This window comes from Streptomyces sp. NPDC005925, from assembly GCF_040638805.1.
Classification (GTDB): domain Bacteria; phylum Actinomycetota; class Actinomycetes; order Streptomycetales; family Streptomycetaceae; genus Streptomyces.
The window spans coordinates 56,396-75,324 of the sequence record NZ_JBEXVL010000015.1 but is presented as its reverse complement, the minus strand read 5'-3'; the positions used below and the strand labels follow the sequence as shown (position 1 = coordinate 75,324).

The 18,929-nt window shown below is 70.9% G+C and carries 18 protein-coding genes; 10 read left to right on the top strand and 8 right to left on the bottom strand.

What is annotated here, in order from left to right; genetic code table 11:
- Positions 1–48 precede the first annotated feature (48 nt).
- From atpA to ABZ354_RS18995, 5 genes are all read left to right on the top strand, one after another.
- Positions 49–1,638, top strand: coding sequence for a F0F1 ATP synthase subunit alpha (atpA, locus tag ABZ354_RS19015; protein WP_358658122.1), 1,590 nt, complete (start codon positions 49–51; stop codon positions 1,636–1,638).
- A 21-nt stretch (positions 1,639–1,659) separates the two neighbouring features.
- Positions 1,660–2,577, top strand: coding sequence for a F0F1 ATP synthase subunit gamma (locus ABZ354_RS19010; RefSeq protein ID WP_358658120.1), 918 nt, complete (start codon positions 1,660–1,662; stop codon positions 2,575–2,577).
- Positions 2,577–4,013: a F0F1 ATP synthase subunit beta gene (atpD, locus tag ABZ354_RS19005; RefSeq protein ID WP_358658118.1), complete on the top strand. Its 1,437-nt coding sequence runs from the start codon at positions 2,577–2,579 to the stop codon at positions 4,011–4,013. Before ABZ354_RS19010 ends, atpD begins: the two co-directional genes overlap by 1 nt.
- Before the next feature lie 111 nt (positions 4,014–4,124).
- Positions 4,125–4,499: a F0F1 ATP synthase subunit epsilon gene (locus ABZ354_RS19000; protein WP_358658116.1), complete on the top strand. Its 375-nt coding sequence runs from the start codon at positions 4,125–4,127 to the stop codon at positions 4,497–4,499.
- 165 nt (positions 4,500–4,664) lie between these two features.
- Positions 4,665–5,111, top strand: a complete 447-nt coding sequence (locus tag ABZ354_RS18995) for a DUF2550 domain-containing protein (protein WP_358658114.1) — start codon at positions 4,665–4,667, stop codon at positions 5,109–5,111.
- A gap of 117 nt (positions 5,112–5,228) precedes the next feature.
- On the opposite strand, the gene ABZ354_RS18990 is transcribed toward ABZ354_RS18995, so the two are convergent.
- The 3 genes from ABZ354_RS18990 to ABZ354_RS18980 form a co-directional block, all read right to left on the bottom strand.
- Positions 5,229–7,055 carry a glycoside hydrolase family 18 chitinase gene (locus tag ABZ354_RS18990; protein ID WP_358658112.1) on the bottom strand — a complete coding sequence of 609 codons (1,827 nt, stop codon included), beginning with the start codon at positions 7,053–7,055 and terminating at the stop codon, positions 5,229–5,231.
- 184 nt (positions 7,056–7,239) lie between these two features.
- The gene (locus ABZ354_RS18985; RefSeq protein ID WP_358658110.1) at positions 7,240–7,881 is read right to left on the bottom strand and encodes a response regulator transcription factor; all 642 of its coding nucleotides are present in this window, start codon (positions 7,879–7,881) and stop codon (positions 7,240–7,242) included.
- Positions 7,878–9,152 carry a histidine kinase gene (locus ABZ354_RS18980; protein WP_358658108.1) on the bottom strand — a complete coding sequence of 425 codons (1,275 nt, stop codon included), beginning with the start codon at positions 9,150–9,152 and terminating at the stop codon, positions 7,878–7,880. Before ABZ354_RS18980 ends, ABZ354_RS18985 begins: the two co-directional genes overlap by 4 nt.
- A 152-nt stretch (positions 9,153–9,304) precedes the next feature.
- Here ABZ354_RS18980 and ABZ354_RS18975 point away from each other — a divergent pair, with 152 nt between their 5' ends.
- Complete coding sequence (locus ABZ354_RS18975) at positions 9,305–9,862, top strand: hypothetical protein (RefSeq protein WP_358658106.1); 558 nt, start codon at positions 9,305–9,307, stop codon at positions 9,860–9,862.
- Here ABZ354_RS18975 and ABZ354_RS18970 read toward each other — a convergent pair.
- From ABZ354_RS18970 to ABZ354_RS18960, 3 genes are read right to left on the bottom strand one after another with little or no spacing between them, the layout of a single operon-like run.
- Positions 9,859–10,431 carry a cob(I)yrinic acid a,c-diamide adenosyltransferase gene (locus tag ABZ354_RS18970; protein ID WP_358658104.1) on the bottom strand — a complete coding sequence of 191 codons (573 nt, stop codon included), beginning with the start codon at positions 10,429–10,431 and terminating at the stop codon, positions 9,859–9,861. The genes ABZ354_RS18975 and ABZ354_RS18970 overlap by 4 nt on opposite strands.
- Before the next feature lie 13 nt (positions 10,432–10,444).
- The gene (locus ABZ354_RS18965) at positions 10,445–11,194 is read right to left on the bottom strand and encodes an ABC transporter permease (protein ID WP_358658102.1); all 750 of its coding nucleotides are present in this window, start codon (positions 11,192–11,194) and stop codon (positions 10,445–10,447) included.
- A gap of 47 nt (positions 11,195–11,241) precedes the next feature.
- Positions 11,242–12,024, bottom strand: coding sequence for an ATP-binding cassette domain-containing protein (locus ABZ354_RS18960; protein ID WP_358658100.1), 783 nt, complete (start codon positions 12,022–12,024; stop codon positions 11,242–11,244).
- A 90-nt stretch (positions 12,025–12,114) separates the two neighbouring features.
- On the opposite strand from ABZ354_RS18960, the gene ABZ354_RS18955 reads away from it, so the two are divergent.
- Positions 12,115–12,750 (top strand): TetR/AcrR family transcriptional regulator, encoded by a 636-nt coding sequence (locus ABZ354_RS18955; protein WP_358658098.1) that lies wholly within the window; start codon positions 12,115–12,117, stop codon positions 12,748–12,750.
- Positions 12,751–12,805: 55 nt separating this feature from the next.
- On the opposite strand, the gene ABZ354_RS18950 is transcribed toward ABZ354_RS18955, so the two are convergent.
- The gene (locus tag ABZ354_RS18950; protein ID WP_358658096.1) at positions 12,806–13,453 is read right to left on the bottom strand and encodes a 1,4-alpha-glucan branching protein; all 648 of its coding nucleotides are present in this window, start codon (positions 13,451–13,453) and stop codon (positions 12,806–12,808) included.
- A gap of 355 nt (positions 13,454–13,808) precedes the next feature.
- Here ABZ354_RS18950 and ABZ354_RS18945 point away from each other — a divergent pair, with 355 nt between their 5' ends.
- From ABZ354_RS18945 to ABZ354_RS18935, 3 genes are all read left to right on the top strand, one after another.
- Positions 13,809–14,657 carry a 3-hydroxyacyl-CoA dehydrogenase family protein gene (locus ABZ354_RS18945; protein ID WP_358658094.1) on the top strand — a complete coding sequence of 283 codons (849 nt, stop codon included), beginning with the start codon at positions 13,809–13,811 and terminating at the stop codon, positions 14,655–14,657.
- A 181-nt stretch (positions 14,658–14,838) separates the two neighbouring features.
- The gene (locus tag ABZ354_RS18940) at positions 14,839–15,162 is read left to right on the top strand and encodes an STAS domain-containing protein (protein WP_358658092.1); all 324 of its coding nucleotides are present in this window, start codon (positions 14,839–14,841) and stop codon (positions 15,160–15,162) included.
- 276 nt (positions 15,163–15,438) lie between these two features.
- Positions 15,439–18,072, top strand: a complete 2,634-nt coding sequence (locus ABZ354_RS18935) for an ATP-binding protein (RefSeq protein WP_358658090.1) — start codon at positions 15,439–15,441, stop codon at positions 18,070–18,072.
- 93 nt (positions 18,073–18,165) lie between these two features.
- On the opposite strand, the gene nucS is transcribed toward ABZ354_RS18935, so the two are convergent.
- The gene (nucS, locus tag ABZ354_RS18930; RefSeq protein WP_358658088.1) at positions 18,166–18,837 is read right to left on the bottom strand and encodes an endonuclease NucS; all 672 of its coding nucleotides are present in this window, start codon (positions 18,835–18,837) and stop codon (positions 18,166–18,168) included.
- Positions 18,838–18,929 lie beyond the last annotated feature (92 nt).

Below are 18,929 nucleotides of genomic sequence, written 5' to 3'. Positions count from 1 at the left end.
ACCCCCCAAGTGAAACTTCGGGCCCAACAAGGAGAGCAGGGAACCCAGATGGCGGAGCTCACGATCCGGCCGGAGGAGATCCGGGACGCGCTGGAGAACTTCGTCCAGGCGTACAAGCCGGACGCGGCCTCGCGCGAGGAGGTCGGTACGGTCACCCTTGCCGGCGACGGCATCGCGAAGGTCGAGGGTCTTCCCTCGGCCATGGCCAACGAACTGCTGAAGTTCGAGGACGGCACCCTCGGTCTCGCCCTCAACCTCGAGGAGCGCGAGATCGGCTGCGTCGTCCTCGGTGAGTTCAGCGGCATCGAGGAGGGGCAGCCGGTCACCCGTACCGGTGAGGTGCTCTCCGTCGCGGTCGGCGAGGGCTACCTCGGCCGCGTCGTCGACCCGCTCGGCAACCCGATCGACGGCCTCGGCGAGATCGAGACGTCCGGCCGCCGCGCCCTCGAACTGCAGGCCCCCACGGTCATGCAGCGCAAGTCGGTGCACGAGCCGATGGAGACGGGCTACAAGGCCGTCGACGCCATGACCCCCATCGGCCGCGGCCAGCGTCAGCTGATCATCGGCGACCGCCAGACCGGCAAGACCGCCCTGGCCGTCGACACGATCATCAACCAGCGCGACAACTGGCGCTCGGGCGACCCGAAGAAGCAGGTCCGCTGCGTCTACGTCGCCATCGGCCAGAAGGGCTCGACCATCGCCTCCGTGCGTGGCGCCCTCGAGGACGCCGGCGCGCTGGAGTACACGACGATCGTCGCCGCCCCGGCGTCCGACCCGGCGGGCTTCAAGTACCTCGCGCCCTACACCGGTTCGGCCATCGGCCAGCAGTGGATGTACGAGGGCAAGCACGTCCTGATCATCTTCGACGACCTGTCGAAGCAGGCCGACGCCTACCGCGCCGTGTCGCTGCTGCTGCGCCGCCCGCCGGGCCGCGAGGCCTACCCGGGTGACGTCTTCTACCTGCACTCCCGCCTGCTGGAGCGCTGCGCGAAGCTCTCCGACGCGGAGGGCGCCGGCTCGATGACCGGTCTGCCGATCGTCGAGACCAAGGCCAACGACGTCTCGGCGTTCATCCCGACCAACGTCATCTCCATCACCGACGGCCAGTGCTTCCTGGAGTCCGACCTGTTCAACGCCGGTCAGCGTCCGGCCCTGAACGTCGGTATCTCGGTCTCCCGCGTCGGTGGCTCCGCCCAGCACAAGGCGATGAAGCAGGTCTCCGGCCGCCTGCGCGTGGACCTCGCCCAGTTCCGTGAGCTGGAGGCGTTCGCCGCCTTCGGTTCCGACCTGGACGCGGCGTCGAAGGCGCAGCTGGAGCGCGGTCAGCGCATGGTCGAGCTGCTCAAGCAGGCTCAGTACCAGCCGATGCCGACCGAGGACCAGGTCGTCTCCGTATGGGCCGGCACCACCGGCAAGATGGACGACGTTCCGGTCAACGACATCCGTCGCTTCGAGAAGGAGCTCCTGGAGTTCCTGCACCGCAAGGAGCAGGGCCTCATGACCTCCATCAAGGAGGGCGGCAAGATGTCGGACGACACGCTGACCGCCGTCGCGGACGCCATCGCGGAGTTCAAGAAGCAGTTCGAGACCTCCGACGGCAAGCTGCTCGGCGAGGACGCTCCGTCCGCCGCCAAGTGACGTAAGGAAGGGACCTGACTCATGGGAGCCCAGCTCCGGGTCTACAAGCGTCGCATCCGATCCGTCACCGCGACCAAGAAGATCACCAAGGCGATGGAGATGATCGCCGCCTCGCGCGTCGTCAAGGCGCAGCGCAAGGTGGCGGCCTCCACGCCGTACGCGACCGAGCTCACCCGCGCAGTCACGGCGGTCGGTACCGGGTCGAACACGAAGCACCCGCTGACCACCCAGGCCGAGACGGTCACCCGGTCCGCGGTGCTGCTCCTGACGAGCGACCGCGGTCTCGCCGGTGCCTTCAACTCCAACGCCATCAAGGCCGCGGAGCGGCTGACCGAGCGCCTCGAGCGCGAGGGCAAGCAGGTCGACACGTACATCGTCGGCCGGCGCGGTGTCGCCCACTACAACTTCCGGGAGCGCAAGGTCTCGGAGTCGTGGAGCGGCTTCACCGACGAGCCGACGTACGCGGACGCCAAGAAGGTCGCGGCTCCGCTCATCGAGGCCATCGAGACGGACACGGCCGACGGCGGTGTGGACGAACTCCACATCGTCTACACCGAGTTCGTGTCGATGATGACGCAGACGGCGCAGGACGACCGTCTGCTGCCGCTCAGCCTCGACGAGGTCGCGCAGGAGGCCGCGCCCAAGGGCGAGATCCTCCCGCTGTACGACTTCGAGCCCTCGGCGGAGGACGTCCTCGACGCCCTGCTGCCGCGCTACGTGGAGAGCCGGATCTACAACGCGCTGCTCCAGTCGGCCGCTTCGAAGCACGCCGCCACGCGGCGCGCGATGAAGTCGGCCACAGACAACGCCGGGGACCTCATCGAGAGGCTCTCCCGGCTTGCCAACGCGGCCCGCCAGGCCGAAATCACCCAGGAAATCAGCGAGATCGTCGGTGGCGCGAGTGCCCTGGCCGACGCGACCGCGGGGAGTGACAACTAATGACCACCACTGTTGAGACGGCCACGGCGACGGGCCGCGTCGCGCGGGTCATCGGCCCGGTCGTCGACGTGGAGTTCCCCGTCGACGCGATGCCGGAGATCTACAACGCCCTGCACGTCGAGGTCGCCGACCCGGCGAAGGCGGGCGAGAAGAAGACGCTGACCCTGGAGGTCGCCCAGCACCTGGGTGACGGCCTGGTCCGCACCATCTCGATGCAGCCCACCGACGGCCTGGTCCGCCAGGCCACGGTCACCGACACCGGCACGGGCATCACCGTCCCGGTCGGCGAGTTCACCAAGGGCAAGGTGTTCAACACCCTCGGCGAGGTGCTGAACGTCGACGAGAAGTACGACGGCGAGCGCTGGACCATCCACCGCAAGGCGCCGAACTTCGACGAGCTCGAGTCGAAGACCGAGATGTTCGAGACCGGCGTCAAGGTCATCGACCTTCTCACCCCGTACGTCAAGGGTGGAAAGATCGGTCTGTTCGGTGGTGCCGGCGTCGGCAAGACGGTGCTCATCCAGGAGATGATCTACCGCGTCGCCAACAACCACGACGGTGTCTCCGTGTTCGCCGGTGTCGGTGAGCGCACCCGTGAGGGCAACGACCTCATCGACGAGATGAGCGAGTCCGGCGTCATCGACAAGACCGCGCTGGTCTTTGGTCAGATGGACGAGCCCCCGGGCACGCGTCTGCGCGTCGCGCTGGCCGGCCTGACCATGGCCGAGTACTTCCGTGACGTCCAGAAGCAGGACGTGCTGTTCTTCATCGACAACATCTTCCGCTTCACGCAGGCGGGTTCCGAGGTGTCGACCCTGCTCGGCCGCATGCCCTCCGCGGTGGGCTACCAGCCGAACCTGGCCGACGAGATGGGTCTCCTCCAGGAGCGCATCACCTCGACCCGCGGTCACTCGATCACCTCGATGCAGGCGATCTACGTTCCCGCGGACGACCTGACCGACCCGGCCCCGGCCACCACGTTCGCCCACCTCGACGCGACGACGGTTCTGTCCCGTCCGATCTCCGAGAAGGGCATCTACCCGGCCGTGGACCCGCTGGACTCCACGTCCCGCATTCTGGACCCGCGCTACATCGCGCAGGACCACTACGAGTGCGCCATGCGTGTCAAGGGGATCCTGCAGAAGTACAAGGACCTCCAGGACATCATCGCGATCCTCGGCATCGACGAGCTCAGCGAGGAGGACAAGCTGGTCGTCCAGCGTGCCCGCCGCGTCGAGCGCTTCCTGTCCCAGAACACCCACGTCGCCAAGCAGTTCACCGGCGTGGACGGTTCGGACGTGCCGCTGGACGAGTCGATCGCCGCGTTCAACGCGATCTGCGACGGTGAGTACGACCACTTCCCCGAGCAGGCGTTCTTCATGTGCGGCGGTATCGAGGACCTGAGGAAGAACGCGAAGGAGCTGGGCGTCTCCTGAGCATCGCGCTCTTGGTGAGGGGGCGGGTGCGTCCCGCCCCCTCACTCACGCCCACTAGACTTGTAACCAACACCCGGCAGTCCCGCCGGGTGGTGACCCGAGGAGCCACCCTTGGCTGCTGAGCTGCACGTCGAGCTGGTCGCCGCAGACCGCCAGGTCTGGTCCGGCGAGGCCACCCTGGTCGTCGCGCGCACCACGTCCGGCGACATCGGCGTCATGCCCGGTCACCAGCCGCTGCTCGGTGTGCTGGAGTCGGGCCCGGTGACCATTCGTACGAGTGACGGTGGAACGGTCGTAGCCGCGGTGCACGGCGGTTTCATCTCCTTCGCGGACGACAAGCTGTCGCTGCTGGCCGAGATCGCCGAGTTGTCGGACGAGATCGACGTCCAGCGTGCGGAGCGGGCGTTCGAGCGCGCCAAGTCGGAGGCCGACGCCTTCGCGGAGCGCCGTGCGGACGTCCGTCTGCGGGCGGCGGCCGCGCGCTGAACCCTGGAGGTCCTGCCCAGGCCCTTCGGGGTCCTGGGACAGCCGCGACGCGATGATGTCACTCAGCCGCGGTCGGCACCGGAGCAATCCGGAGCCGGCCGCGGCTGAGGCAGATCTGGGTGATTTTTACGTTCCGTTATCTAGGAGACGGGGAGGTCGGTGCCGATGGTCCTCGCTCTGACTGTGTGCGGAATCATCGTCGTCCTTGTACTGCTGCCGCTCTTCCTCCTCGGCCTGCGCCGCAGGCTCATCCAGCGGTCCGGGGGGACGTTCGACTGCAGCCTGCGCTGGGGCGCGCCCGAGGACGGCGACACCAGCAGCAAGGGCTGGGCGTACGGGGTGGCGCGGTACAACGGTGACCGGCTGGAGTGGTTCCGCGTCTTCTCCTACGCGCCGCGTCCGCGCCGCATCCTGGAGCGTTCCGCGATCGAGGTGGCCGGCCGCCGTGTTCCGGAGAGCGAGGAGGAACTGGCACTCCTGGCGGACCATGTGGTGCTGGCCTGTCTGCACCGCGGGACGCGGCTCGAACTGGCGATGAGCGAGGACGCGCTGACCGGGTTTCTGGCCTGGCTCGAGGCGGCGCCGCCCGGGCAGCGGGTGAACGTGGCGTAGGGGGCCGGGCCGGCGAACGCCTCCCTCCTGCGGGCCGGCGACATGACGGGGCCGCCCGCCGCGCGGTCCTTCGCGTGGCGGGCGGCCGTGGTGCTGCGGTGGCCGGGGCTCAGTGGGTCACCCGAGGCCGCCGTCGATCGCGCTCACCAGTTCGCCGTTGCCGGTGTCGCCGCTGAACTCCCAGAAGAAGGCGCCGCCGAGGCCCTGGTTCTTGGCCCAGGCCATCTTGCTGTTGATGGTGGCGGGGGTGTCGTAGGACCACCAGTTGGTGCCGCAGTGGGCGTAGGCCGTGCCGGCGACGGTTCCGGTGGCGGGGCAGGAGTTCTTGAGGACCTTGTAGTCCTCGATGCCCGCCTCGTAGGTGCCGGTGGCCGGGCCGGTGGCGGTGCCGCCGGGGGCCGCTTGGGTGACGCCCGTCCAGCCGCGGCCGTAGAAGCCGATGCCGAGGAGGAGCTTGGCGGACGGGACGCCCTTGGCCTTGAGCTTGGCGATGGCCGCGGCGGAGGTGAAGCCCTCCTTGGGGATGCCGCTGTACGAGGTCAGGGGCGAGTGCGGGGCGGTGGGGCCGGTCTTGTCCCAGGCGCCGAAGTAGTCGTAGGTCATGACGTTGTACCAGTTGAGGTACTGGGCGGCGCCGCCGTAGTCGGCCGCGTCGATCTTGCCGCCGTCGGTGCCGTCGGCGGTGATGGCGGCGCTGATCAGGTAGTCCTGGCCGAATTCGGCACGCAGCGCCTGGGTGAGGGTCCTGAAGGCCGCGGGACCGGAGGTGTCGCAGGTCAGGCCGCAGGCGTTCGGGTACTCCCAGTCGATGTCGATGCCGTCGAAGACGTCGGCCCAGCGCGGGTCCTCCACGACGGCCTTGCAGGACTTGGCGAAGGCGGTGGCGTTGGCCGCGGCCTGGCCGAAGCCGCCGGAGTAGGTCCAGCCGCCGAAGGAGTACAGCACCTTGATGTGCGGGTACTTCGCCTTGAGCTCGCGGAGCTGGTTGAAGTTGCCGCGCAGGGGCTGGTCCCAGGTGTCGGCGGCGCCGCTGACGGACTGGTCGGCGGTGTAGGCCTTCTCGTACGCGGCGAAGGTGTCGTCGACGGTGCACTGACCGTTCTTGACGTTGCCGAACGCGTAGTTGATGTGGGTGATCTTGGCGGCCGAGCCGGACGTCACGAGGTTCTTGACGTGGTAGTTGCGGCCGTAGACGCCCCACTCGGTGAAGTAGCCGAGCTTGACCTTGTCACCGGTGGGAGGCGGCTCCTCGCCGCCGCCGCCGGTGGTGTGGACCCGGACGGATCCGCCGGCCGGACCGGTCTGGTCGGCGGTGTCGCGGGCCCGGACGCTGTAGGAGTAGTCGGTGCCGGCGGTCAGGCCGCTGTCCGTGTACGACGTGCCCGTCACCGTGGCGACCTTGGCGCCGTCGCGCAGGACGTCGTAGTTCTTGATGCCCTTGTCGTCGGTGGCCGCGGACCAGCTGAGCTTCACCGAGGTGTCGGTGATGCCGGACGCGGTCGGAGTGCCGGGGGCGGAGGGGGCGGAGTCGCCGGGGACCGAGCCGCCGTCACAGCTGCCGCCGTTGAGCTTGCAGTTGGAGGGGGAGCCGGTGCCGGCTCCGTTGAAGCCGAAGGAGATGGAGGCGCCGGGCGCGAGGGTGCCGTTCCAGGACTTGTTCTTGCCGGTCCAGTGGGTGCCGGAGGAGGTGACGTCGGCGTCCCAGGCGGAGGTGACGGAGGTTCCGGAGGGGAAGTCCCACTCGACGGTCCAGGAGCTGAGGCTGGTGGTACCGGTGTTCTTCACCGTCCACTTGCCCTCGAAGCCGGTGCCCCAGTCCTGGGTCTTGGCGTAGGTGGCGGTGGCGGAGGTGGCCGCCTCGGCGGGGCTTGCGAGAGAGACCAGTCCGGCTAGCGGGAGCAGCAGGGTCGCGAGTCCCGCGACCGCTCTCTGTCTGAAGCGCACGATGCGCCTCCTTATGTTGTTGTCGGGGGCGTGACTGCCATCAGGCCCGCAGTGCCGCGAGAATAGAAAGGTCTGGACCAGAGGTCAAGAGGTCTGGACCAGTGTCCTTCTTGTCCTGCTAGATCCCCGACCGGTGTTCCGCTCGGCCCTCGACGTCGTTCCGCTGGAGCCCGGCAGCCCCGCCTCAGACCCCCAGCTCCCGCGCCAGTACCGCCGCCTGCACCCGGCTGCGCAGGCCCAGCTTGCCCAGCAGGCGGCTGACGTGCGTCTTCACCGTCGCCTCGGCCATGTCCAGGCGGCTCGCGACGTCCGCGTTGGACAGTCCCTCACCGAGGCAGGACAGCACCTCGCGCTCGCGCCGGGTGAGGCCCTCCAGCACGGCCGGATCGGTCCGCGGCTCCCGTACCGGCGTCGCCGCGAACTCGGCGATCAGACGCCGGGTGACCGCCGGGGCGACCATGCCCTCCCCGCGGGCGACCGTCCGCACCGCCTCGATGAGGTCGCGCGCCTCGGTGTTCTTGAGCAGGAAACCGGCCGCGCCCGCCCGCAGCGCGCCGAAGACGTACTCGTCCAGGTCGAAGGTGGTCAGCACCAGCACGTCCGCCAGTCGCTCCGCGACGACCTGCCGCGTCGCCGACACCCCGTCCAGACGCGGCATCTGTACGTCCATCAGCACGACGTCCGGGCGCAGTTCGCGGGCCAGCGCCACCGCCTGCTCCCCGTCCGCGGCCTCGCCGGTCACCTCGATGTCGGGGGCGCTGCGCAGGATCAGGACGAGGCCGGCGCGTACGGCGGACTGGTCCTCGGCGACGAGGACGCGGATCATGCGACATCTCCTTCGGTCAGTCTGCCGGCACCGCCGGGTCCGGCGGGATCGGTCGGATCGGTGAGGGGGAGCGTGGCGCGTACGGTCCACACCGCGCCGCCGCGACCCGTGCCCGCGGTGCCCGCGCCGTCGGGCGCCGACCCGCCCGGCCCCGCCGTGAACGTGCCGCCGAGCAGCGCCGCCCGCTCCCGCATGCCCACCAGTCCCGCTCCGGAGCCGGGGGCGCGCGGGCCCTCCCGGTCGCCGTAGGGGCTCGTGACCCGGACGACGAGGGTGCCGTCGGCCCGGCGCAGCCGTACGTGCACGGGTCCGGGCGCGGCGTGCTTGAGCGCGTTGGTCAGCGACTCCTGCACGATCCGGTACGCGGCCAGCTCGACCGGCGTGGGCACCGCCTCACCCGTCCCCTCGCCCCCCGTGTCCAGACGCGCGTCCAGCCCGTTGGCGCGGGCCCCCGCCACCAGCGCGCCGAGCCCGTCCAGCGTGGGGGTGGCGGCGGGCTCACGGTCGGCGGAACCGTCGCGCAGGATGCCGATCAGGCGGCGCATCTCGCCCAGTCCGGCGACGCTGTTCTCGCGGATCACCGTGAGCGCGTCCCGTGAGGTGCCGGGGTCGTCCAGGGACAGTGCGGCCGTGGAGTGGATGGCGATGGCGGAAAGATGGTTGGCGACCATGTCGTGCAACTCGCGGGCCATCCGGGCGCGTTCCGCGAGCACCGCCTGCACGCGGTCCGTCTCGGCCAGCAGGGCCGTCTGCTCGGCCCGCAGCCGCGCGGTCTCGGCGGCCTCCCGGTGGTTGCGGACGATCAGACCGGTCGAGGCAGGCGCGAACGCGACGACGCCGACGGCCACACCGATCAGCAGCGCCTCCGGCTCCCGCCACATCGCGTACGGCACGACGGTCGCGACGACGGTGAGCAGGCCGGTGACGCGCGGGATGCGGCGGGCCGAGGCGGGGGTGCCGTACAGGACGGCGGCGTACATGAGGTCGGTGTACATCACGACCGTGGCCAGGTTGCCCTGCGTCAGGACGTCCGCGGTGACGGCGACGGTGCCGGTCAGCAGGGCCGTGCGCGGGGCGGCCCGGCGCAGCAGCTCGCAGCCGGTCGTGACCGCGAGGGGCAGCAGAACGGGCCAGCGGCCCTCCCACAGCACGCTCGGCTCGCCGGCCGGGCGCATCGCCAGCCCGATGCCCCACAGGACGAGCCCGCCGAGCAGTCCGGCCAGCGCGGCCCACACGTCGAAGCGGTGCGGGCGGGGGAGTCGTACGGCCATGGCACCATCCAACACGCGCCGGACGCCGTGCGCCTGATGCTCGAGGACGGTCCGCGACTACATCGAAGGATGCAGCCGGGGTTCGTCACCGGCGACGACGCCGTACGCCGGTCCCGACGGGAGCCTGGAAGGGTGAACGAAGGGAGTACGTCGTGATGGTCGCCCTGGTCGTCGCCTGCGAAGTGGCCTTCTGGGTCCTGCTGGCCGCCGGTCTCGCCTTCCGCTACGGGCTGCGCATGCCGCGCACCGGCCTGGCGCTGCTGCTGTGCGAGCCGCTGCTGGAGGTCGTGCTGCTCGTGGTGACGGCGACCGACCTGAAGAACGGCGGCGAGCCGGACTGGAAGCACGGTCTGGCCGCCGTCTACATCGGCTTCACCGTCGGACTCGGTCACTCCACGGTCACGTGGGCGGACGCCCGGGTCGCGCACCGCTTCGCCGGCGGTCCGCCACCCGTGACGCCGCCGAAGTACGGCATGGCGCGCGCCGCGCACGAGTGGCGGACGGCGGCCCGCTGGATCGTCGCGTCCGGCGTCGCCCTCGCGCTGCTCCAGGCGGCGGCCTGGTACGTCGGCGACGACGGCGACACCGGGTCGCTGCGGACCTGGCAGACGAGGCTGCTGTGGGTGATCGGCATCAACCTGGTCGTCGCCGCGAGCTACACCCTGTTCCCCAAGCGAGAGCCGGGCAAGGAGCCCGCCGGTTCGCGCTAGCGCTCGCCGCCCGGCACCCACAACACGTCCCCGACCTCCTTGTTCGCCGTCCGCGCCAGGATGAACAGGAGGTCGGAGAGGCGGTTGAGGTAGGTGGCGGTGAGCGGGTTCATGGTCTCGCCGTGCACCTCCAGGGCGGCCCAGGTGGAGCGCTCGGCCCGCCGTACGACCGTGCAGGCCTGGTGCAGCAGGGCGGCGCCCGCCGTGCCGCCCGGCAGGATGAAGGACCGCAGCTTCTCCAGCCGCTCGTTGAAGTGGTCGCAGTCCGCTTCGAGACGGTCGACGTAGAACTGCTCGACCCGCAGTGGCGGGTACTCCGGGTTCTCCACGACCGGCGTCGACAGGTCCGCGCCCACGTCGAAGAGGTCGTTCTGGACGCGGACGAGGACCGTGACGACCTCGTCGTCCAGACCGCCCAGCGCGATGGCACTGCCGATCACCGCGTTCGCCTCGTTGGCGTCGGCGTACGCGGAGATCCGCAGGTCGGTCTTGGCGACCCGGCTCATGTCGCCGAGGGCGGTGGTTCCCTGGTCGCCGGTCCTGGTGTAGATGCGCGTCAGATTGACCATGCCGCCAGCGTAGTTACGCTCCGGCCGTTCGGAACACGCGTGTGCCCACTGTCACGGCGAGCGTCGCGAATCCGGCGGCCACCAGGGAGCCGTACAGCATGTGTGGCGTCGCGTACTGGCCCACGTACGCGTCCCGCACCGCGTCCACCAGATAGCGGAACGGCATGAGGTGCGACAGCACGTCCAGCCAGGCCGGGCCCAGCGTCATCGGCAGCATCAGCCCGGACAGCAGCATGCACGGCATGGTGAGCGCGTTGATCGTCGGGCCGAACTGCTGCGGCGTACTGACCTTCATCGCCAGCGCGTACGACAGCGCGGCCAGCGCCACCGTCAGCAGCGCGACGAAGCCGAAGCCGATCAGGATGCCGGGCAGCGGCGCCCGCAGCCCCATCGCCAGCGCTGCCAGCACCAGCAGCACGGCTTGGAAGACGAAGACGGTGGCCTCGCGCAGCACCCGGCCCAGGAGCAGAGCCAGACGGCTGACCGGCGTGACCCGCATCCGGTCCACGATGCCCTGCCCCTTCTCCAGGATGATCATGAACCCGGCGAACGACGCACCGAACAGAGCGAGCTGGAGCAGCAGGCCGGGCACCAGCACCTGCCAGGAGTCGCCCCTCCCGCCGAGCGGCAGATCGGTGAGCAGCGGACCGAAGAACAGCAGGTAGAGCAGCGGCATCAGCACGCCGAAGAGCAGCGCGAAGCGGGAGCGGAGCGATTGCCGCAGGTAGCGCCCGTAGATGAGCGCGGTGTCGTGGAGCAGCATCAGAGAGAGTCCTGGGGGTCCTGGGGGTCCTGGGGTGCCTTGCGTTCTCATACGGCCATGGGGGTCGCGTCGGGCCGGGGTGCGCTGCGTCCGGTGATGGCCAGGAACGTGTCCTGGAGCGAGGCGTCCAGAGAGCCGCCGTACTCCAGCTTCAGCGCGGCCGGGGTGCCCTCGGCGACGACCACGCCCTGGTCCACGACGACCAGCCGGTCGGCGAGCGCGTCGGCCTCGTCCAGGTAGTGGGTGGTGAGGAAGACGGTCGTGCCGTGGTCGTCGCGCAGCCGCCGGACCAGGTCCCACAGGTCGGCGCGGCTGCCCGGGTCGAGGCCGGTCGTCGGCTCGTCCAGGAACAGCACCCGGGGCCGGTGCGTGAGCGCCATCGCGATGTCCAGCCGGCGCCGCTGACCTCCCGACAGCGCGCCGCAGTTGCGGTCGAGCAGCTCTGTCAGCCCGAGATCGCGGGCCAGCTCCTCCGCCCGTCCGGCCGCCCGCACCTTGCTCAGGCGGTACAGCCGCCCCTGCGTGACGAGCTCCTCCCGTACGGAGATCTGCGGGTCGACGCCGCCGGACTGCGCCACGTAGCCGCAGGCCCGCCGTACCCCGGCCGGGTCGGCGGCCAGGTCGCAGCCGGCGACGGTGGCCGCGCCGCCGGTCGGTGGGAGCAGCGTCGTGAGCATGCGCAGGGTGGTGGTCTTGCCCGCGCCATTGGGCCCGAGGAAGCCGAGGATCTCGCCCTCGTGGACGGTCAGGTCGATGCCTCGTACGGCCTCCACCGGGCCGCTTTTCGACTGGAAGGTACGGGCCAGACCGGCCGTACTGATGATGGTCATGGGCCCAGAAAAGCAGAGTCGCTGAAAGTTTGCAATGCGTCCAAGATTGCATGAGGCCCAGTTATTGCCGGGCCTGCCTACGATGAGGGCATGGCAGAAGGGCTCAGGGAGCGGAAGAAGCGCGAAACCAGGCAGCGGATCTCGGACATCGCCACGGGGCTGTTCCTGGAGCACGGTTTCGTGACCGTGACGATGGCGGAGGTGGCGGAGGCCGCCGACGTCTCCGTGAACACGGTCTACAACTACTTCCCGGCCAAGGAGGACCTCTTCTTCGACCGCTCCCAGGGCGTCGTCGACCAGCTCTCCCGCTGGGTACGGGGCCGGGACGACGGCGAGTCGGCCGCCGACGCGGTGCTGCGCGAACTGCGCCGTGAGATCGAGGCGGTGTCCCCGAGGGTGGGCCTGATCGAGGGCTACGACCGCTTCATGCGCGTCATCCACGAGTCGCCGCAACTGCGTTCCCGGCTGTGGAGCCTCCAGCAGGAAATCCAGGACAACCTGGAGGCGACGCTGCGCGAGGAGACGGCGGCCACCGCCGGAGACCCGCTGCCGGGCCTCGTCGCCGGCCAGATCTGCTGGATCCACAGCACGGTCTTCGTCGCGATCGGCCGGGAGATGATGAAGGGCCGCGCGCCGGCCGAGGTCTCACGCGAGGCGCTCGTCCTCGTCGACGACATCGAGGACCTGCTGAGCGACAGGGTGCTCGGGTACGCGGCGCGCGGCTGACGAACCGCGGGACGACAGGTTCTGCCGGCCTGTCAGCCCGCGGTCCGGACAGGGCTCATGCCCCGGGCGTGGCGTGCAGGACGAAGAACACGCCGTGGGCGCGCGTCCCGCCGGGCCCCTCCCACCCGCCCGCGACATGTCCGACCGCACCCGGCTCGGCGGGGGCCGGTCGCGGCGTGCGCAGGACACGCAGGGTCGTGCCGCCCGTCGCGGACAGCTCGGTGTGCTCCTCCGTGTCGGTCACGGCGCCGAACTCCGTCGGTACCGGGCCCTCACCGGCGTACGCGCGCGTGACCTCCCGGTCCGGCGTGTCGGTGAGACTCTGCGCCTGCGGCTCCGCCTTGCCCGCGAGCAGCGCGGCCAACTCCGCGACCAGCACCGGGTCGTGACAGCCGTCGTAGACCCAGCGCCTGCCCAGTACGCCGTGCTCGGCGGTGCCGATCAGGTTCTCCTCGGCCCCGTCGAGCGGAGCGCCCCGGTAGGTCAACGGCACCAGGTACGCCGTCGGTTCGGCTCCCGCCGTGTCGGTGACGACCATGAACTCGATGCCGACCGCGCCCTCCGGGTCGTCCAGCCTGAACCCGCCGGCCTTCGCCAACTGCGGCTCCCCGGCGCCCCCGTGGTACCAGGGCCGTGACGGCAGCCAGGCGCCCAGCAGTTCCAGCTTGGTCGGGGTGAGGGTGGTGCGGTGGATCACGGCCATGCCGGACTTCTCCTCCGTCTGGTGATGCGCAGCCGATCGCCCGCACATGCCGCGGGCGCGCTGCTCGTCCTCCACCGTACGTCCGCGGGTCCGGCCCCCCATGGTCCGGGGCGTTCGCCGACCTGCCGGGCGCCCGACGCCGCGCCGTCCGCGGCAGCGGGGATCGGGCCGGATCCAGGGGGCGGCAGGTCACCGTCGTCCCCTATGCCCGGCCTGCGTTCCGCTGTCCCGCCGCCGTCGATGTGATGTCCGTCATGTGAGACGTGACGCGCGTTACTAACCCGTCACAGCACGGCTCACTGGCGCTAATGTCCGGCCGAGAGGCAGTCGGACAGCGCGTATCAGGGGAGTCGCAGTGGCAGGGAAGCTCGCCGTCATCGGGGCCGGACTCATGGGTTCCGGCATCGCCCAGGTCTCCGCACAGGCGGGCTGGGACGTCGTTCTGCGCGACGTCACCGACGAGGCGCTCAAGCGCGGCACGGACGGCATCAAGGCGTCGTACGACAAGTTCGTCAGCAAGGGGCGGATGGAGGCGCACGACGCCGACGCCGCCCTCGCGCGCATCACCACGACGACCGACCTGGACGCCGTCGCCGACGCCGACATCGTCGTGGAGGCCGTCTTCGAGAAGCTGGACGTCAAGCACGAGATCTTCCGGACGCTCGACAAGATCGCCCGCGAGGACGCCGTCCTCGCCTCCAACACCTCCGCCATCCCGATCACCAAGATCGCGGCCGTGACGGAGCGTCCGGAGCGCGTCGTCGGCACGCACTTCTTCTCGCCGGTGCCGATGATGCAGCTGTGCGAGCTGGTCCGCGGCTACAAGACGAGCGACGAAACGCTCGCCACGGCGCGGGAGTTCGCCGAGTCGGTCGGCAAGACGTGCATCGTCGTGAATCGGGACGTGGCCGGCTTCGTGACCACCCGTCTCATCTCCGCGCTCGTCGTGGAGGCGGCGAAGCTGTACGAGTCGGGCGTCGCCAGCGCCGAGGACATCGACATCGCGTGCAAGCTCGGCTTCGGCCACGCGATGGGCCCGCTCGCCACGGCGGACCTGACGGGCGTCGACATCCTGCTGCACGCCACGAGCAACATCTACACCGAGTCCCAGGACGAGAAGTTCGCCGCGCCGGAGCTGATGCGCCGGATGGTTGATGCCGGTGACATCGGGCGCAAGAGCGGGCAGGGCTTCTACAAGCACTGACGTGACGTCAAGCGCCGAAACGCGTTGAAACCCTTGGAGGGTCACACCCGAGGGTGAATTCGGTATCGGTTCGCTTACAGACTGCAACCACTGACGGGTCGACCCCGTCAGAGGTTGCATTACCGGCACCACACTTGGACCCACATTCGCGGAGCACCAGACGCACGCACGGGGAGCGCATATGCACATCAGGGGCGACCACGCCGAGCTGGTCGTCGAGGGCCGCCTCGACGTTCGCAGCGCGGCGGACGCCCGAACGGTCCTGCACTCGGCCGTCGACGACGGAGCCGGTGATCTCGTGCTGGATCTGTCAGCGCTGGACTCCTGGGACGCCACCGGACTGGGCGTGATCATGGGAGCCCACCGGCGTGCCGGACGCTGTGGCCGGCGGCTCGTCCTGCGTGACGTGCCGCCGCAGATGCAGCGCCTGCTGGTGGCCACCCGCCTGCACCGGATCCTGGCGATCGAGGGCGGCCTCGCCGTGGAGTCCCTGCCCCGTGTCTGACGCTCCGACGGGTGTGAAGCGGGCTGCGCGGGAGACCCGCTCAAGGCCCGGCGAAACGTAACGTCGGGGTCGTCGGGGTCAATCCTCACGAGACCGTGATCTCTCGGGCGCCCCGGCACCCCGGGCTGTCGGAGATACTGAGCGAAGGTTTAGGGTTCGGCTGCCCGCTGCCTCAAGACCCCACGAGCGGGCCCGGACCAGAGCGACAGCGCGGTGTGCGGCAAGGCCGGCCGGGAGGGGCTCTACGGCACACGACGCTTTTGGGGGCTTGAACCTATGGACCCGAACAGCCGGGGACCCGAGGAGTACGGCCACGACGGTGCCGACCACGGCCGTGGCGACTACGAGCGCGCCCCGTACGACCGTGCCGGCTACGACGCTGCCGAGTACGACGGCGCCGGAAGCGGCACCGGCGACGGCGTCGGCAGCGACGGTGACGGTTCCGACTACGACGGTTCCGACTACGGCGTCGCGCACTACGAGGGTGCCGGTCACAGCCCGAGCCGCCCCGCGCCCCGGGAGTCCCACACCCCGGACCTCGTCCCGCACGCGCCCGCCCTCGCCCGCACCGTACAGATCGTCTCGGGCGACCTCCTGCTCACCGTGAACCCCGTCGACGGCAGCGAGATCGAGGTCTGCCCGCCCGGCGAACAGCCCGGCAGGCCCCCGAAGTACACCGCCTCCGAGCGCGCCGCCGCCGACCGCGCCGCCAGGCCGCCCGTGCCGCCGGGCCCGCCGCAGCCCGCGCTGCCGCTGCTCCAGCGCCACGACGAACGCGAACACCTCGTCCGGCTCCTCGCCCGCGGCCGTTCCGTACGCCTCACCGGGCCCGCCGGCTCCGGCCGCAGCACCCTCCTCGACATCGTCGCCGAGGACTGCACGGACCTCGCCCCCGACGGCGTCGTACGCCTCAGCGGCCGTCACCGCACCTCCGACGAACTGCTCCACGACCTCTTCCACACCGTCCACCACGCGCCCCTGCACCGCCCGGAACGGGACGAACTGCTCAGCTGCGTCCGGGAGATCGGCGCGGTCGTCGTCCTCGACGACATCGAGTTCGGCGGCGCCGGCCTCGACGCCCTGCTGGAGGCCACGCCCGAGTGCGCCTTCCTCATGTCGGCCACCCCGGACGTGCCCGCCCCGTCCGACGACTCCGGCGTCGAGGAGGCCACCCTCCCCGGGCTGGAACGGGCCGCCGGGCTGGACCTGCTGGAGCGTGTCGTCGGACGGTCCCTCACCGAGGACGAGTCCAACTGGGCCGGCGACCTCTGGTTCGAGTCCGAGGGCCTGCCGCTGCGCTTCGTCCAGGCCGGCGCCCTACTGCGGCAGCGCGACCGGCTGCGGGCCGACGGCTCCGCCGCGGACGAGTACGACGGCGTCCTCGGGGACGCCCGGCCCGACGACATGCTCGTCTGGCCGGGGTCCGGCGACGAGATACTCCTGCCCGGGCTCGGCCAGGCCGCTGCCCCCGCGCCGCTGCTCGCCTCCCGGCTGAGCGACTGCGCGCGCGAAGCGCTGCGGTTCGCGGTCGCCCTCGGCGGAGAGGTTCCCCACCCGGCCCATCTGCCCGCCCTCGTGGGCGACACCCACGCCGACGCCGGCCTCGGCGAGCTGACGGACTGCGGGCTGGTCTCACCGGTCGGCTCCCGCTACCGGCTCGCCGCCGGGGTCCACGCCCAGCTGGAGGCCGCCGGATACGCCGACGACGTCGGGGGCCGCGCCCGTACGGTCGCCCAGCACTACGCCTGGTGGGCCGGACATCCCTCGGTCACGCCCGAGCGCGTGTGCGTGGAGGCCGACGCGATCCTCGCCGCCCTCGGAGTGCTCGCGCCGCTCACCACGGCCGGGGACGACGAGGACAGCATCGCCGTCCGGCTGGCCCGTACGGCTGCTCCCGCGTTCGCCGCGGGGCTGCACTGGGGCGCCTGGGAGCGGGCGCTGCGGTCCGGCGCCGAGGCCGCCCGGCTCGCCGGTGACGTCGTCGAACAGGCCTACTTCCACCACGAACTCGGCGTCCTCGCGCTGTGCGGCGGCCACCACGACCGGGCCCGCGCCGAACTGGAGGCGTCCATCGGCCTGCGCGGCGCCCTCTCCGACAAGCGGGGCACCGTGGCCGGTCGGCGCGCCCTCGCGCTCGTCGCCGACCGGTCCGGCATCGCCTCCGGCTTCGCCCTGGCAGCGGGGGAGGCGGGGGCGGACGCGGGGCGGGAGAAGTCGCGGTCGCGCGGTGGGCCGGCGGCTTTCCCGCCGGTCAAACCGCGCGCCGGTGGCACGTCGGGCGTCGTCACGCATCGCGCGTCGCGGAAACCCGCCGGGCCGGGGAGGGCGCGCGGCGGCGTCAGGAACCTCGCCCGGCGGAACGCGGTCGCGGGCGGGGCGGGGGCGCTGCTCGTCGCCGTACTGGCGACCGTGGTGACGCTGGGCGCGACGTCCGGGAAGGACGGGGAGAGGCCCTCCGACAACGTCGGAGTCGACCCCTCCGTCAGCCAGGACCTCGACGACGGGAATCTGGCGGACACCCCCGAGAACGCAGGGGACACCGGGGAGGCGACGAGCCGGCCCTCCCAGCCGGGGCCCGACGGGACGCTGGGCACGTCCGACGACCCGACGCAGCACGTGTCGTCCTCGGCCGGGTCGTCGCACGCGCCCGGCGGGACGCGGAGCCCCAGCAGAACGGCTTCACCGTCGAAGTCGCCCACGAAGCGGCCGACGAAGTCTGCGACGCCGACGAAGCCGCCGTCGCCCTCGCCGTCCACGACGAAGCCGACCGCGACTCCTTCGGACACTCCCACGCCGACCGCGTCCGAGACGTCGACCAGTCCGACGTCGACCGGCTCGACGAGTGCGCCGAGCAGTACCGGCGCGAGCTCCAGCGCCACCGAAGCGAGCAGCCCGCCGCCGTCGATCTGAGCGTGGCGGGCGGGTGCGGGGCCCGGCGCCGTCGGGGCGCCGCCCTGTTCGGGGCGGGCGCCGCCCTGCGGCGTGCCAGCTCGCCGCCGCGCGTCAGAACAGCTTCAGCTTGTCGTCCTCGATGCCCCTGAGCGCGTTGTAGTCCAGGACCGCGCAGCCGATGCCGCGGTCGGTGGCCAGGACCCGGGCCTGGGGCTTGATCTCCTGCGCGGCGAAGATGCCGCGGACCGGGGCCAGGTGGGGGTCGCGGTTCAGCAGGTCGAGGTAGCGGGTGAGCTGCTCGACGCCGTCGATCTCACCGCGGCGCTTGATCTCCACCGCCACGGTCCGCCCGTCGGCGTCGCGGCACAGGATGTCGACCGGGCCGATCGCTGTCGGATACTCGCGGCGGATGAGCGTGTAGCCCTCGCCGAGCGTCTCGATGCGGTCCGCGAGCAGCTCCTGAAGGTGTGCTTCCACGCCGTCCTTGATCAGACCCGGGTCCACGCCCAGTTCGTGCGTGGTGTCGTGGAGGATTTCCTCCATCGTGATGATGAGCTTCTCGCCCCCCTTGTTGACGACGGTCCACACACCCTCGTCGTCCCCGCCGCCCTCCTTCAGGGTGCAGGGCGGCGACATCCAGTTGAGAGGCTTGTAGGCCCTGTCATCTGCATGAATGGACACGCTGCCGTCCGCTTTCACGAGGATCAGGCGAGGGGCCGACGGAAGGTGGGCGGTGAGCCGTCCGGCGTAGTCCACGGAGCAGCGGGCGATGACGAGACGCATGGTCGGCAACGCTACTCGACCGGTGCCGGTGCACGCGATTCGCCTACCCCGGGCCGGTAGGAAAGGGCTCAGTGGGGCGCCCCTAATTTCCC